Source organism: bacterium (assembly GCA_026416715.1).
GTDB lineage: Bacteria > UBP4 > UBA4092 > JAOAEQ01 > JAOAEQ01 > JAOAEQ01.
The window spans coordinates 66,457-81,132 of the sequence record JAOAEQ010000008.1 but is presented as its reverse complement, the minus strand read 5'-3'; the positions used below and the strand labels follow the sequence as shown (position 1 = coordinate 81,132).

Annotated in this window: 10 protein-coding genes and 2 pseudogenes; 8 read left to right on the top strand and 4 right to left on the bottom strand. The window is 40.1% G+C overall.

The window, feature by feature from the left end; genetic code table 11:
• Positions 1–13: 13 nt before the first annotated feature.
• The 3 genes from N3A72_04955 to N3A72_04945 all read right to left on the bottom strand — a co-directional run bounded on the left by N3A72_04955 (position 14) and on the right by N3A72_04945 (position 3,705).
• Positions 14–1,717, bottom strand: coding sequence for an ATP-binding protein (locus N3A72_04955; protein MCX7918950.1), 1,704 nt, complete (start codon positions 1,715–1,717; stop codon positions 14–16).
• Positions 1,718–1,891: 174 nt separating this feature from the next.
• Complete coding sequence (locus N3A72_04950) at positions 1,892–2,815, bottom strand: NAD(+)/NADH kinase (protein ID MCX7918949.1); 924 nt, start codon at positions 2,813–2,815, stop codon at positions 1,892–1,894.
• Between the two features lie 56 nt (positions 2,816–2,871).
• Positions 2,872–3,705 (bottom strand): TlyA family RNA methyltransferase, encoded by an 834-nt coding sequence (locus tag N3A72_04945; GenBank protein MCX7918948.1) that lies wholly within the window; start codon positions 3,703–3,705, stop codon positions 2,872–2,874.
• 193 nt (positions 3,706–3,898) lie between these two features.
• On the opposite strand from N3A72_04945, the gene N3A72_04940 reads away from it, so the two are divergent.
• The 8 genes and pseudogenes from N3A72_04940 to N3A72_04905 all read left to right on the top strand — a co-directional run bounded on the left by N3A72_04940 (position 3,899) and on the right by N3A72_04905 (position 12,621).
• The gene (locus tag N3A72_04940; protein ID MCX7918947.1) at positions 3,899–4,843 is read left to right on the top strand and encodes an ABC transporter ATP-binding protein; all 945 of its coding nucleotides are present in this window, start codon (positions 3,899–3,901) and stop codon (positions 4,841–4,843) included.
• Between the two features lie 105 nt (positions 4,844–4,948).
• A complete protein-coding gene (locus tag N3A72_04935) occupies positions 4,949–5,725 on the top strand; it encodes an ABC transporter permease (GenBank protein MCX7918946.1) in 777 nt (258 codons plus the stop codon).
• A 9-nt stretch (positions 5,726–5,734) separates the two neighbouring features.
• Positions 5,735–6,496: a soluble NSF attachment family protein gene (locus tag N3A72_04930; protein ID MCX7918945.1), complete on the top strand. Its 762-nt coding sequence runs from the start codon at positions 5,735–5,737 to the stop codon at positions 6,494–6,496.
• A gap of 105 nt (positions 6,497–6,601) precedes the next feature.
• Positions 6,602–8,128, top strand: coding sequence for a PAS domain-containing protein (locus tag N3A72_04925; GenBank protein ID MCX7918944.1), 1,527 nt, complete (start codon positions 6,602–6,604; stop codon positions 8,126–8,128).
• A gap of 15 nt (positions 8,129–8,143) precedes the next feature.
• A complete protein-coding gene (locus N3A72_04920) occupies positions 8,144–9,544 on the top strand; it encodes a sigma-54 dependent transcriptional regulator (GenBank protein MCX7918943.1) in 1,401 nt (466 codons plus the stop codon).
• Positions 9,545–9,863: 319 nt separating this feature from the next.
• Positions 9,864–9,965, top strand: a pseudogene (locus N3A72_04915) (prepilin-type N-terminal cleavage/methylation domain-containing protein).
• Between the two features lie 395 nt (positions 9,966–10,360).
• Positions 10,361–10,453: pseudogene (locus N3A72_04910) on the top strand (prepilin-type N-terminal cleavage/methylation domain-containing protein).
• 530 nt (positions 10,454–10,983) lie between these two features.
• Positions 10,984–12,621 carry a tetratricopeptide repeat protein gene (locus N3A72_04905; GenBank protein MCX7918942.1) on the top strand — a complete coding sequence of 546 codons (1,638 nt, stop codon included), beginning with the start codon at positions 10,984–10,986 and terminating at the stop codon, positions 12,619–12,621.
• A 24-nt stretch (positions 12,622–12,645) separates the two neighbouring features.
• Here N3A72_04905 and N3A72_04900 read toward each other — a convergent pair whose 3' ends face one another.
• Positions 12,646–14,664, bottom strand: coding sequence for a DUF2723 domain-containing protein (locus N3A72_04900; GenBank protein MCX7918941.1), 2,019 nt, complete (start codon positions 14,662–14,664; stop codon positions 12,646–12,648).
• Between the last annotated feature and the right edge of the window lie 12 nt (positions 14,665–14,676).

Below are 14,676 nucleotides of genomic sequence, written 5' to 3'. Positions count from 1 at the left end.
GATTTCTTCCATCTCAACTCTCACGCCTAACCAATGGCAAATAAACCGTAAACGTCGTGCCTCTATTCGGTTCAGAACTTACCTCGATTCTGCCGCCATGCGTTTCAATAATCTGATGTGCAATTGCAAGTCCTAATCCAGTACCTTCCTCTTTGGTCGTAAAAAACGGGTCGAATATCTTTGATTGATTTGCATGCGGTATTCCAACGCCTTGGTCTGAAAATGATACGCCGACTTCGGTAACATTCGCACGAAATGCAGTTATAGTTAATTTCCCACCGCTAGGCATCGCTTGACATGCGTTCAAAATCAGATTCAGAAACACTTGCTGGATTTGTTGCAAATCAACTGAAAGATAATCTTCGGCACTAGTCTGATTGTGCCATTCGATTTGATACGCTTGTTTAACCAACTGACTCCGCGCTAATGTGAGTGTTCGGTCAATAATTGTTTCCACGTTACATTGTACCATATTTGGAGGACGTGGTTTTGCAAAAGTTAAAAAATCCGTAATCAATAAGTTTACTCGATTAGCCTCATCAAGAATATAATATTGGATTTGTTTATATTCCGATGTTTGCGGATCAAATTTTCGTTGAATTAATTCAGCTGCATTTTTGATAATCGTTAACGGATTTCGAATCTCGTGCGCTAACCCTGCGGAAAGCTGGCCGAGCGCTGCCAGTTTATCTTTCAATCGGAGTTGCTCTTCAATCAGGCGATGTTCATATAGTTTTTGTGCCATATGATTAAATGTACTGGCTAATTCACCGAGTTCATCGCGTGAACGAATTGGAATTCTTTGTTCAAAATTTCCTGCAGCAATTTGTTCGGCACCTCCAGCAAGTTCCCGAATCGGTTTAGAAAATCCACGTGCCATAAACCATGCAATAATAATTGCAAAAATTCCACCGGAAACTATCGTAACAAAATAGAACATATTCCGATATTTATTCCATAATTTATCAATCGGCTGTTGGGGTAATCCAAGAAAAACCACTGCGTTCGTTTCGCCGCGAGAACTTTTCAACGGGATAAACAATGCTTGGTATTGAATGTCAGAAATTAGGAATTCTGTTGCATAATACGAAAGACCTTGGTGAACCAGTCGATTCAATAGTTGGGTTGAAGCGATTTTCTTAAATGCAGCACTATCTATCGGGAAAACTGCTGCATTTACTCCACTCGTTGCCATGATACCTTCAGCAATATTCTTTTCAAATTGATACCCAACCCGAACTCCACCAAGGAGTTTTCCGTTATACTCAATTTTGTATACGGTCACCATCATCAGCCCACGACGAGGTTCAATTGCTGGAGGTAGATACCCTTGCCAAACAGGGTTACTAACCTGCTGGATTTTATTTCCTTTCGGAAAAAAATCCGATTGTAATTGCGCTGGATTTAAATAAACCACTTCATGAACTCCGATACGTTCTAGTACCTGCTTAAATTCACGTTCTAGCATCAATTTATCTCTATTTCGAATCGCCTTAATCACCTGTGGATTCGATGCTAGCAGCCGTGCCGCTGATTCCGTTCTCGTTAAATACCGTTTTTTGCTCTGCTCAATAAACGGAATAGTAGAAGTTAGTTGATTATACACTGCGGTACGCAAGAGACGAATATTAACGGTAATTGCTAAATAAACCGCGATAACCATTGGGATGATGCTAACGATTACAAAGGCGATACTTAGTTTGGTTCTTATCTTCATCTACAATCTGTTAAATGGTTAGGTAAGTTAAATGAGTTTTTACAATGAATATCAGGAAATCAGGATTCCTGATATAGATTCAATTATTAATTTAATCTCAAACGCGTATCGGCTTCGCATTATGCGGATGCAAGAAATATTTGTATTAGTACTTCGTACGCAGTTCTTGCTTTTTTATCTACCGCCCCAATGGAGTTTGGTACGTAAAACTTCAAAATAACTTTTATTCACTGGCATAATCAAATTGACTGATTCTTTTGCTTTCTTCACGAGAACATACTGTTTCGCTAAAAGCGGAATTCCTTCTTGTCCATCAAGCGTTAAATAAACCGCTTGTTCCGGAGTATGCACTGCAATAGAAATCTCGTCATTTGCAGAAATGATCAGCGGTCGGTTACTTAATGTATGGGGACATATTGGAGTAATCACAATCGCTTGTTGGTTCGGATGTACAATCGGTCCTCCGGCAGATAATGAATGTGCTGTGGTCCCGGTCGGAGTTGCAATAATCACACCATCAGCTTGATATCGAGCAACAAACTCCTCGTTGATATATATGGTCAACTCTATAATTCGCGCAAGCGCTTCTTTCGTGATGACGATATCATTCAATGCCAGGAAAGATTGAGCTGAAAAACAGGTATTCGGATGAACAGATGACAAAATCTTTTTCTTCCTAGCGCTGATTTGCTGAACTTCTGGTTCGGTTTGTACAATTTTGGCTGTAAGCATCATCCGTGGTTGGAGTTGATACTTTTTGCGCAAAACAAGTTCTAAGGTCGGTTCTAATTCAGTAACGGCAACGTTCGCTAGAAAACCAAGAGAACCGAGATTAATCCCAAGAACCGGACGAGAACCAAGCGCGCGATTCCTGGCTGCATACAGTAGTGTCCCATCTCCTCCAAGAACAATGATTAACTCAGAGTGTTTTGCTAACGCTTGCAACGGAACCCGATTTTGTTGACGATGAATACATTCACCCAATCGCTCTTCAACAAAAACCGTTTTTTGCTTTTTTTCAAGATACGCAATTAACCGGCGGACAACCGGTTTCGCCTGTGGTTTATTTAAATTAGCAATAATGCCAATTCTTTGCATAAAAACAACGGCGATAGATTGATACGGACTCAAACAGTTAATGCTGCCATTTGTGTTTAATCCGCTTTTCTATCCATTTGCGTCTTCTTTACGTAAATAAAATATTCCTGATTTCCTGCGGGACCAGGAATAATACTCGGAATAGTTCCGATAACCAATAACCCTGATTCTTGACAGAATTCAACAATGGATGCAATTGCAGTATCACGCAGGGTTTTGTCGAGAACAACTCCTCGTTTAAACAACTTTGGATTTTTTATTGCTGATTTTGGAACTTCAAATTGCGGTTTAACTAACGCAATAAGTTCACCCTCTAATTTCAGTAACGGGACTATTGCCGGGATAATTTTGGTTAACGAAATAAACGATACGTCAATCACTGCCATATCGAAATACTTGAAGGACAACGAATTAACCGTATTCTCGAGTTTCACGTTCCGAGTTTCGAATTTCAATATTGTTTCTCGAGTGAGATATCGGGCATTGGTTTTTTCGAGCACGACAACCTGCGGATGGTTTCTCAATTTCTGATGTAATTGGCCTGAACCGACATCAACCGCATAAACTAATTTCGCTCCTCTTTGCAACAAGCAATCGGTGAATCCTCCTGTAGAAGCGCCAATATCAAGTACGATTTTATCGACCACTGAAATCTGGAAATAATCGAGTGCACCAGATAACTTAATTCCACCTCGACTTACATACGGAATTCCGGAATGAGTGATGGTAATTTTCGTTTCCGGGTCAACTTTCGTCCCTGGTTTTAAATTCGCACGGTTTTCGATTTGAACTGCACCAGAAAGTATCAGCGATTGCGCTTTCGTTTTCGATTCCGCTAAACCACGGTCAACTAACAGTTGGTCTAAGCGAATAGTTTTATTCCCAGCCATATATTACAATGATACCATAAATACCGTATCTATTTCGAATTTTATGCGTTATACCTTTCTCTGGAAATCCTAATTCGGATTACCTTATTACTATCAATTGTCAATTGATAACAAAAGAATATTGATGTATAGTATTAATGTATTTTAAAATAACCAAAATTAAAACTTAAAATTACTTAGCTACTAGAACTTTATGCAACAAGAAGAAACACTCATTCGAATCGAGCAAGTAACGAAAATATATCAGAAGCGATTTAGAAAACCGCGACGGGCTGCAGTAAATGATTTAAGTTTATCAATTCTACGGGGAGAAATATTTGGATTTCTCGGACCGAACGGCGCTGGGAAAACTACCACCATTAAACTGATGCTCGGATTTATTTTTCCAAACCGTGGACAAATTTTGTTATTCAATCAGCCTCCAGGGTCACCTGCAGCGAAAAAACGGCTCGGGTTTCTGCCGGAACTCGCTTATTATTATCGCTATCTTAAAGCGCGTGAACTATTAGCTGCGTATGCTGAATTATTTGGTTTAAGTAAACAAGAACGAACCCGCAGAATAGAATCATTACTCGCATTAGTCGGATTAACCGAATTCGCAGAAACCGAACTACGCGAATTCTCGAAAGGAATGTTGCAACGGTTCGGGCTTGCCCAGGCTTTGATTAACGACCCGGAGCTGCTGATTCTTGATGAACCAACTTCTGGACTTGACCCGATTGGCAGAAAAGAAATTCGGGATATAATCCTGCAGTTGCATCGGCAGGGTAAAACGATTTTTTTCTCTTCGCATGAACTATCGCAGGTTGAACTTATCTGTACCCGGGTTGGGATCCTTAATCAAGGGAAATTGGTCCGTGAAGGAAAACTAGCCGACTTGTTATCTAGCGCAGGAAAATTACGGATTGAAATAGCAAGGGTTAACCCGGAATTACAACGCAAACTAGAGCAAAACCAACAACAGCTTGGTATAATCCCAAAAACGCTGGGAACAACAACTGAACTAATATTATCTGATAAATCGCAGCTCTATCCATTATTACATCTCTTGGAATCTGAATCTGCAGAACTGGTTTCAGTGAATCCCGAACGAGAAACATTGGAAGACCTGTTTGTGAAAACCGTCAAACCCCAATAAATCGGGTTTTGTTAAAGTTACATAAGGTATATAAGTTAAATGGGTTAAATTAAAATCGCAAAACGAGGGTTTTTCTTATTTAACTCATTTAACTTGGATTAAGGTATGAAAGGTATTTGGGTGATTGGGAAGATAGCGCTTATCGAAAGTATTCGTGGACGAAAAATCCTGCAGGTACTTCTGATTATCAGCGTATTAATTATCGCCTGGATTAGTTCGTTGCAGGTATTCACACTGGGGGTACAGGTGAAGTTTATTAAAGATATTTGTTTATCAGCTATTTCAATTATTGGAACGTTAATTACATTAGCAGTAAGTTGTGGCCATCTCCCAAGCGAACTTGAAAATCGAACTATCTATCCGCTGCTAGCAAAACCAGTCAGACGCGGACATCTTGTTCTCGGAAAATTTCTAGGCTCAGTTATTACCATCGCATTGAATATCGCAATTATTAGCGGTATATTTCTTGCAGTGCTGTATAGTAAAGAAAAAACGTTCGATATTCCAATGCTAAAAGCTATGTATCTCATCGGGGTCGAATTAATAGTTATTTGTGCACTTTGCATCTTCTTTTCCACCTTCTTTTCAACTGCAGCCAATGTAACAATTAGTTTCGTGATATATATTTTTGGCCATGTAAAAATCGCGTATTTAAATTATCTCGTTGAACGGATGAACGAACCAGTCACTCGCATTCTGTTAACTCTGCTTTATAATCCGATACTCCCACCGAACCTCGAATATTTTAATATTAAGGAAGCAATCATCTGGAGTAAAGTCGTTAGTTTATCGCATCTAGGATTGGTAACCCTTTACGGCTTACTCTTAATTAGCATTTATCTGACCGCAGGATATCTAGTTTTTCGAAAGAAGAATCTATAAAATCGAGCAATGCAAAATGTTAAATTAGCGATGAAAAATTATCAATTAAAATCAGAACTATTGCTCTTGATTTTACTCATCGCAGTTATTCCGGTCAACCAAATAATTCGGAATCAACGAATGCAGTTTATTCCGCAGACTGCGATATATTATGAGACACCGAAACAATTGTTCTTCGGTCTGCTCGGCGAATTTCGGGCGACCATCGCGGACATTCTGTGGATTAAAGTAGACGATTATTTTCATTCAGCTGTTTCCCCGGAAGAACATGCACGAATTCATCCGGAACATAAAGATTGGAAACCAAGCGAACAACAGCGTCATCATTCTGCAGAGGCAGAAGCAGAGTTTATGCCATTAATCCGATTTGTGACTTGGCTCGACCCGAAATTTATGATGGCGTATCAAGTCGGTGCGTGGTGGTTAACGTATAAACTTGATAAACCTGAAGAAGCGATAACTTTTCTCAAAGAAGCAATTCAGCATAATCCGACCCGATTTGAGCCGTATTATGAGATCGGCTGGATTTACGAACGAAAAAAGCAAAATGATGCAGAAGCAATTAACTGGTTCAAACAAGCAGTTCGCAATGCAACCCAACCGGAAGATAAAGTAATGTTACAAGCAATTGTTGCGGCACTAAATGAAAAGCTGGGAAATACTACGGAAGCGATCCGACTCTGGCGGGAAATTGCACAGACTGGGATTGACCCACAAGCTACCACAGCAAAAAAACGCTTGCAAGAATATACTAAACAAGCTGACCACTAAATTCGTAACGATTAACTCGGCAAGCTTATCAAGACGTTAGTATAGTTTTTCCTGTATTTTATCAGTACGGGTTTGCGGTTAAGGAGGGAGAAGATTAAATTAATCATGCCGCAATCATTAAATCAAACCAAACCGAAAAAAACACGGCCAGCGCTCCGTATCCGGTTAATGGTAGCTATTCCGATGCTAGTGATTGTTACGGTCTTTCTGACCGGTATCGTCTTTCTGAAAATTGTTGAAATCAAGCTCTCTTCTGCGTCTACTGATGCGAATGTTGTTCATACCTTATTGGATTATTTAACCACCGCGTTATGGCTCTGCGTAATATTTGCGGCGATCGCTGGGGTCATTCTTGGTTATACCATTGTGCAACCGATTAAACAGATCACTTCAACCGTAGATAAACTTGCGACCGGTGATTTATCTCGAACTATCCATATTGATACGCATACTGAATTTGATCAGCTCGGTAATAGTTTCAATCGGATGGTCAGCAATTTGCGAAATTTCGTTTACGAACGCAATAAATATATCATTGAAAGTATGGCTGGTGCTGTAGTCACGCTCGATAAATCCCGAACGATAACCATGGTGAATGCAGCAGCAGAATCTCTATTGGGAATATCCGCCTCCGATTGTATGGGCAAACCAATTGAACGGATTATCCCGATGGTATCAGATAACCAACGGCTATTAGCTTTTATTCGCACGGGATTAGAAGAACAGAAAATGTATTCTTCTATCGAGTTAGACTTGGTCACTACGGATAAAAAACGGCTCCCGATTGAACTAACCTCTTCCCCATTAAAAGATAAAAACGACCAGGTCATCGGGCTTATTCTGACCTTTAAGAATTTATCGAAACAAAAACTGATTCAACAGCAATTGCATCGTTCCGACCGATTGGCAGCTATAGGCACATTAGCAACTGCGCTGGCACACGAAATCCGAAACCCACTCGGGTCAATGCGTGGATTAGCTCAATTGCTGCAAGAGGATATTCCTGCGGATGATCAGAAACGGCAATATACAAAAGTAATCATTAAAGAAATCGACCGATTGAATAAAATCGTTGAAGAGTTATTGAGTTTCGGTCAAGCAGGTTCCGCAGGGATGGAATTCGGTGAGTTCAATATGCTGGTTAAAGAAGCGCTTGCGATTGCGAAAGAATCAGCAGCATCAGAACGAAACATTCAGGTGAACCAGAAATATGATGAGACGATTCCCGTATTTAAAATGGAAAAAGAAAAATTAATTCAAGCGTTTTTGAACCTGATTATTAATGCCTATGAAGCGAGCCCGGAAAATAGCACGATTGAAATCTCGACTCAATATGGTTTTCGTTCACCCGAATATCCAGTTCCGAACCGCGGGTTCGCTATTTTTGAAATAAAAAATTATGGGTCGACGATTGCGCCGGAAGACTACGAACGGATTTTCGACCCGTTTTATACTACGAAAAAAAATGGAACCGGTCTTGGATTATCAATTGCACATCAGATAGTTGCAGCGCATAGTGGTATCATACAAGTTGAATCGGTTCGTGGCGAGAGTACAATATTCCGCATCCGATTACCGATAATTGATGAGACTATCCAAACAACGACAAATCAGGGAAATTTGAACAGTTGAAATTTACCTTTATTTATGACGAATTTATTAGTTCACCCAAAGATTTTAGTGGTCGATGATGATGAAGATATGCGGTTTACCTTGCGGGAAGTTATGACTCGCGAAGGATATCAGGTCGTAACTGCAGCTGATGGTATTGAAGCGTTGGATAAGACAAGGGAGAGCGCATTCGACCTGGTTATTTTGGATATGAAAATGCCGCGATTAGATGGAATTGAAACCTTACGACAGCTTCGGGAACAGGATCCGGAATTAACTGTGATTATGGTAACCGCATTTGGCACTCGGGATTTAGCGCTGGAAGCAATCCGACTCGGCGCTTATGATTATTTCAACAAACCGTTCGATCTAGGCGAAATTCGAATTGTAGTTCGTCGAGCATTAGAGAAAATTCGGCTCCAGCGGGAGCTAAAAAACTTACTGGAAAAAAAATGGGAAACGCTTACCTTTGAAAATATCGTAGGAAACAGTCAGGTTATGCGAGATATCTATCGTCAAATCGAGCAGATCGCAGAATCAGATGTAACCGTAGTCATTTATGGAGAAAGTGGTACCGGAAAAGAGCTGGTTGCTGAAGCCATCCATAAACGGAGTAAACGAAGCGAAAAACCGTTTATTCGGATGAATTGCGTTGCGATACCAGAAGGTTTGCTGGAAAGCGAACTTTTCGGTCACGAAAAAGGCGCGTTTACCGGCGCATACCAACAACGGATTGGAAAATTTGAACTCGCAAACGGTGGCACCTTATTTCTCGATGAAATCGGCGATATGAGTTTAACCACACAAGCAAAAGTTCTACGCGTGTTGCAAGAACGGGAGTTCGAGCGAGTTGGCGGCACGAAAACAATTAAAGTTGACCTGCGATTTATCGCAGCTACCAATAAAGATTTGGTTACCGCGGTAAAAAATAACACGTTCCGAGAAGATTTATTCTATCGAATTAATGTCGTTCCGCTCTATCTGCCGCCTCTCCGCGAGCGAAAAGAAGATATTCCCTTACTCTTAGAACATTTTCTCAATATTTATAATCAGAAATTTAATAAAAAGGTTAAACATGTTTCGGCATCTGTAATGAAAATACTGATGGAACGTGAATGGACTGGGAATATTCGCGAATTCGAAAATGTGATTCAGCGTGCCGTGGTTCTAGCGCAAAATGAGGTTATTGATATTGATTCACTCCCATTAGGTACCATAACCTTTCCGGAACGACCACTCTTTTCAGAAGAGCTATTATTAAGTCAGCTTCCAATGCAAGAGAAAGTTGACCGATTAGTTGCAGAACTTGAAAAGCGACTAATACTTCAGGCATTAGCGACAACGTCGGGAAATCGAACTGAAGCTGCGAAACTACTTGGAGTAAGTCGAAAAGGACTGTATGATAAACTCGAAAAATACGGAATTACATCTCCATAACTCGAACAACATATAGAAGGTTAACATTACCAACATAATTTTGCATCTATAATAATCTTTAGTTAATTTAGCGAGATTATGTAACAGCATGTAAAGTAACCTATACATTTTTGAAACTGAATCTCGAATATTACCTAGATAGAACCGTTCAGCATAGAAATATTAATTACATTCAAATAATTGAATATATTATGGTTATATTATTTATCTTCTAATATATTTTCAAAAGTACATTTTGGCATAACTATTGCACTTACCAGACGAACCGTAAGGCTTAATAATTTATTAAAATTACTATCAGAAAGGAGGGGATAACTTTATGTTAAGCGTTTTCAAATCCAAAAAAGGATTTACCTTAGTAGAAATCATGATTGTGGTTGCGATTATTGGGATATTAGCCGCGATTGCGATCCCGAACTTTATTAAGTCTCGGAAAATGTCGCGTGCTAAAGCTTGCGTGTCCAACCTGAAACAGATTGACGGCGCGGTTCAGCAATGGGCGCTCGAAAATAAGAAAGCTGGAACATATACGCTTACCGCAGCTGATAGACCCGGAATTGAAGCCTATTTACGTGGTGCGTGGTCAACTTGCCCAACGAACGATTCGCCGTACGCACTTAACTTCCAGGTACAATCAAGTCCAGTATGCCCGAACTACTCAGCGACTAGCGACGAATTCTCATTGCATGTTTTACCATAGTAGTGGCGAGGTAATTGTATAAACTCGGTATTAAACTATGTTGGCGGCAGTAATATCTAGTCAGAGCTAGTATATTACTGTCGCTTATTTTGAAATCAATATTTTCTTTCCTTCCTATGAAACGAAATAAATTCGGGTTTACGCTAGTTGAAATAATGATAGTTGTTGCGATAATTGGCTTATTAGCGGCAATTGCGCTTCCGAATTTTTTGAAACGGCGAAAAGCTGTTAACGCGAAAGTTTGTGTTAATAATTTACGGGTTATTGACCATGCGGTTCAACAATGGGCGCTCGAAAATAAAAAAGCTAGTACCGATATTGTTCCTGACCCGTTAAACGATGCCAACAGCGAAATTGCAAAATATCTCCGGTCTGCCTGGTCGGTCTGTCCGACGAACAATTTACCATACCCTGGCGGATTCCAAGTTGCTTCAGGTCCGGTCTGTCCAAACTATAACATCAGCAGCGATGAATTTTCAACCCATATCCTCCCACCAGAACGATAACCAGCGATAACCATTAATGGTATCGATATCTTCTATCCCTAAAAGTTCTTCCCCATTCACTCCGGAAAAACATATTCTGATGGATTAGTAATCTGTTTGAAACGGACTCACGGGCAACTGACGGTTTTCTCTATTCGATTTTAATCGAGAGTAGCGTGGTTTTAGCCCTAACTCTAGAGTGGGTTAGTAGGAAAATTCCTATCTCACGTAATTTCAAAATTTACGCTATAATAATGGCAAATATGCTTAGAGAATTTTCTCTTCCATCAATATTGCAACGGGATTTAAGTCAATGCAGCATAATAATCCTTTTAGTTCTAATAAGCTATTTTCCGGCATTATTTGCAGGTTTTATTTGGGACGATGATGCTGTAACTGATAACCCGCTGTTACAAAACTTTGATGGACTCTGGAAAATTTGGTTTTCACCAAAAGCAAATATCCCTGAATTACATTACTGGCCAGTGGTTTATACTTCTTTCTGGATTGAATATCAGCTCTGGGGCGCGCATCCGTTCGGCTATCATCTTATCAATATTGTATTGCATGCAGGTAATGTCATTTTGTTATGGAGTATTTTAAAAAAAATAGAGGTTCCTGGTAGATGGTTTATCTCACTGATTTTTGCATTTCATCCGGTGCATGTCGAATCCGTTGCCTGGATTATTGAACGGAAAGATGTATTATCCGGCTTTTTCTATCTCAGTTCATTTTTAGCGTATCTAAATTTTTTAACCGCGTCTACCCAAAACCGACGGATTGCGGGGTATTCTCTTGCCCTCTTACTATTCATTCTGGCGCTTTTGAGTAAATCTATTACCGTAAGTTTACCGATTGCCCTCTTGCTATATCTATGGTGGAAAAACGGTAGAATTACCCGCGTGGATTTTATTCCGATTCTGCCGTTTATTGCAGTTGCCATTATCATAGTTTATTTTGATATTTGGTTTGTCAACCAACGGCAATCTCTAGCGGTGATCGAATTATCTCCAATCCAACGTGGGTATATCGCCGGCAAAGCGTTATGGTTTTATTTAACCAAATTAATCTACCCAGTTAACCTTCTGACTGTTTATCCTCGCTGGAATTTAGCGGTTGGATTATTTACCCAACTGGTTTATCCATTAACCTATCTAGTTTTTTTAGCTACACTTTATGCCGGAAAAAAATATATCGGTCGTGGCGCTTTTGCTAGTTTCGCTTTTTTTACTGTTACACTAGCACCAACGTTAGGGTTTATTAGTTTTAGCTATATGTATCATTCATTTGTGGCTGACCGATTCCAATATCTAGCCAGTATCGGACCGATCATACTATTCGGTTCGTTAGGATATAAACTCTATGATGTAACCGTAAAAACAACCAGAAAATTAATCCTACGCATCGCGGGAATCGCTATTATTACACTCCTCGGTTTTCTCACGTGGAAACAGGCGGAACGCTACGAAAGTGATGAAACCTTATTTCGCTATACACTAGCCAAGAATCCTGCATCCTGGTTAGCGTGCAATAATCTCGGATTAGCACTCGCGGAAAAAAATCAATTCGACGAAGCGGTGAAATATTATCGAAAAGCGTTGGAACTTAAACCGGATTTCGCTTATCCATATAACAATCTCGGTATTTTATTATTGAAAGAAGGGAAACTCGACCAAGCGATACCCTATTTCAATCAAGCGCTAGCGCGATATCCAACGTTCACAGAAGCGATGAATAATTTAGGCATAGCGTTAGCGTTACAAGGGAAATTGCTGGAAGCAAAGCAATGTTTTCAAAAAGTATTGGAATTAAACCCATATAACACTCGTGCGCAATATAACCTTGAGAAAGCTATTAAGGAACTCCAAAATCGAGAAACAAAAGAACCATAAAACGATTATCTATGCATATAGCTCTTAGCTGGTAGGAGTTAGTGGTTGTGCAGATTTGTTCAAACGGTCAAGTTTTTGCTTAACCTCCGGGAAGTCCGGCTGCAAGAGTAATACATTCTCAAACGCTTGTTTCGCCCGGTTGTAATCTTCTAAAAATTCATAGAGCAGACCGAGCCGAAAATATGACTCCGCACTGTTTGGTTTAACATTCGTTGCCTGAAAATATTCGTCTACCGCTTTCTGAAATTCTTTCCGTACCGCAAAATAATCCCCTTGTCGAATATGGTAATTACAGAATTGTAGAACTGCAAACTGCGTCCAATCATCATCGGATAATCCATCTTCCGGTTTCCCTCGATATCGATATGTTACCAACGGTGGACGATACTTCAATTCGCCTAACTCCGCTACTTCTATCGGCACAGTCGTTACTACCTGATAGAGTAATCCGGTTCGAATAATCGTATATTTCTGATTCAAATTCGGTTTCGGCGAAAATAAGAAGTAAATGGGCACGCGTTCAAGATTGAGGTCAATAAATTCATTCATCTTTTTATCGAGATATTCCTCCATTAACTTAACGTTATCCGGTTCAAATTCGGGTATCCGTAATTGATTCGGATTATTCTTTTTAAACTGGTCGTAAAACCACCATTTATACATCGTACTCCGCGGAATTATCGTTACGTCCGGTCGTTTCGATTCAACGATTTGAAGATATTGTACTGGAAAGATAAATGGGTCATCTTCCGCAAAATAAACCGCATTCGGTAGCATGGTATCAAGAATCGCTTGTCCTAAATCTTCCGCGAAATAATAATCGGATTTATCTTCTTCGTGATAATGAGCGAATAATATCGTCAAGGGAATAACCACTCCTACGAGGATAACGATTGAACGGCTCCGATGTAATGCCAGTGCTCGGCAATTGATTGTAATCCATCTCAATCCGAGCGCTAACCAGATTGTAAACAGCAGATACGCCGGAATAAAAAACGCTTCTCGCGTTTTGATATAGATATTATATTCCATCGGAAAATTAGTCACGGCAGCGAAAAAACCCCAAATGGTTAACGCGAGCAACAAAATGAATCCGGTAGTTTTCCAATCGGTTTTAAGCATTCGCCATAATCCGATGATCCCGAGCCAGAAAAAGAAAATCGTAAATTGGCTGATTAAAGTGAACGCAGCCGCACTGATTTGACTCCACGCTACTGGCAGCGACCGCGCCCAGCGGAATTTATGATAATCCGCGCGCGAAATTAATAGGTAGAAGTCTTTCCAGGTCTGTGGATTATCCCAATTCCGAACCGGATTACGAACCGCAACCAGCGGTAAATAAAGATGTACCGCCCAGCCAAGAAAGGCAAAGGCGAACAGGAATACCAAAACTTTCATTTCGAGCACTTTTTTCAGAACACCTTTACTCCAGAAAAATAAGAGAATGATTGGTAGATACAACACTGACGTTTGATGCACGCCGAATGCTAATCCCCAGAGTAACGCTGCGGTATAAAGATACCGCAGTTCTTCAAATTTAACGAAAGCAAAAATGGTTAGGATTAATCCGAGCGTAAAAACGGCGTTGAGCGTATGCACTTCTGCGATAACCGCTTGCGACCAGAAACTGGAAGTAAAAGCGAAGGATAATGCACCGAGAATGGCAATACTATGTTTTATCCATTCTGGAATCTCGATGTTTCGATTTTCACGAAGTAGTTCATCGTTTGGATAAAACCATTGTTGGACACGAAGGATTAATAGATAAAGCAGACTCACGGCGAGTCCTGCACAAAATGCACTCAAGAGATTTATTCGAAATGCGATATTGGCTCCTATCGGCAACCAGCTGAATAGTTTTGCACTAAGCAAATAGAGCGGATATCCCGGCGGATGGCAAATCCCGAGCACATACGCTGCGGAAATGAAATCTCCACTATCGCCGAAACTAACCGTTGGCGCTAATGTTTTCCAATAGACGATAAACGATAGAGAAAACGCTATTGCCATTAAAAGAATTATTATTTTTGTTTCTTTTTGCATAGAAAAATGCGG

Coding starts and splice junctions, on each gene's coding strand:
- N3A72_04955 (MCX7918950.1), bottom strand. CDS start 1,717: ATGAAGATAAGAACCAAACTAAGTATCGCCTTTGTAATCGTTAGCATC.
- N3A72_04950 (MCX7918949.1), bottom strand. CDS start 2,815: ATGCAAAGAATTGGCATTATTGCTAATTTAAATAAACCACAGGCGAAA.
- N3A72_04945 (MCX7918948.1), bottom strand. CDS start 3,705: ATGGCTGGGAATAAAACTATTCGCTTAGACCAACTGTTAGTTGACCGT.
- N3A72_04940 (MCX7918947.1), top strand. CDS start 3,899: ATGCAACAAGAAGAAACACTCATTCGAATCGAGCAAGTAACGAAAATA.
- N3A72_04935 (MCX7918946.1), top strand. CDS start 4,949: ATGAAAGGTATTTGGGTGATTGGGAAGATAGCGCTTATCGAAAGTATT.
- N3A72_04930 (MCX7918945.1), top strand. CDS start 5,735: ATGCAAAATGTTAAATTAGCGATGAAAAATTATCAATTAAAATCAGAA.
- N3A72_04925 (MCX7918944.1), top strand. CDS start 6,602: ATGCCGCAATCATTAAATCAAACCAAACCGAAAAAAACACGGCCAGCG.
- N3A72_04920 (MCX7918943.1), top strand. CDS start 8,144: ATGACGAATTTATTAGTTCACCCAAAGATTTTAGTGGTCGATGATGAT.
- N3A72_04905 (MCX7918942.1), top strand. CDS start 10,984: ATGGCAAATATGCTTAGAGAATTTTCTCTTCCATCAATATTGCAACGG.
- N3A72_04900 (MCX7918941.1), bottom strand. CDS start 14,664: ATGCAAAAAGAAACAAAAATAATAATTCTTTTAATGGCAATAGCGTTT.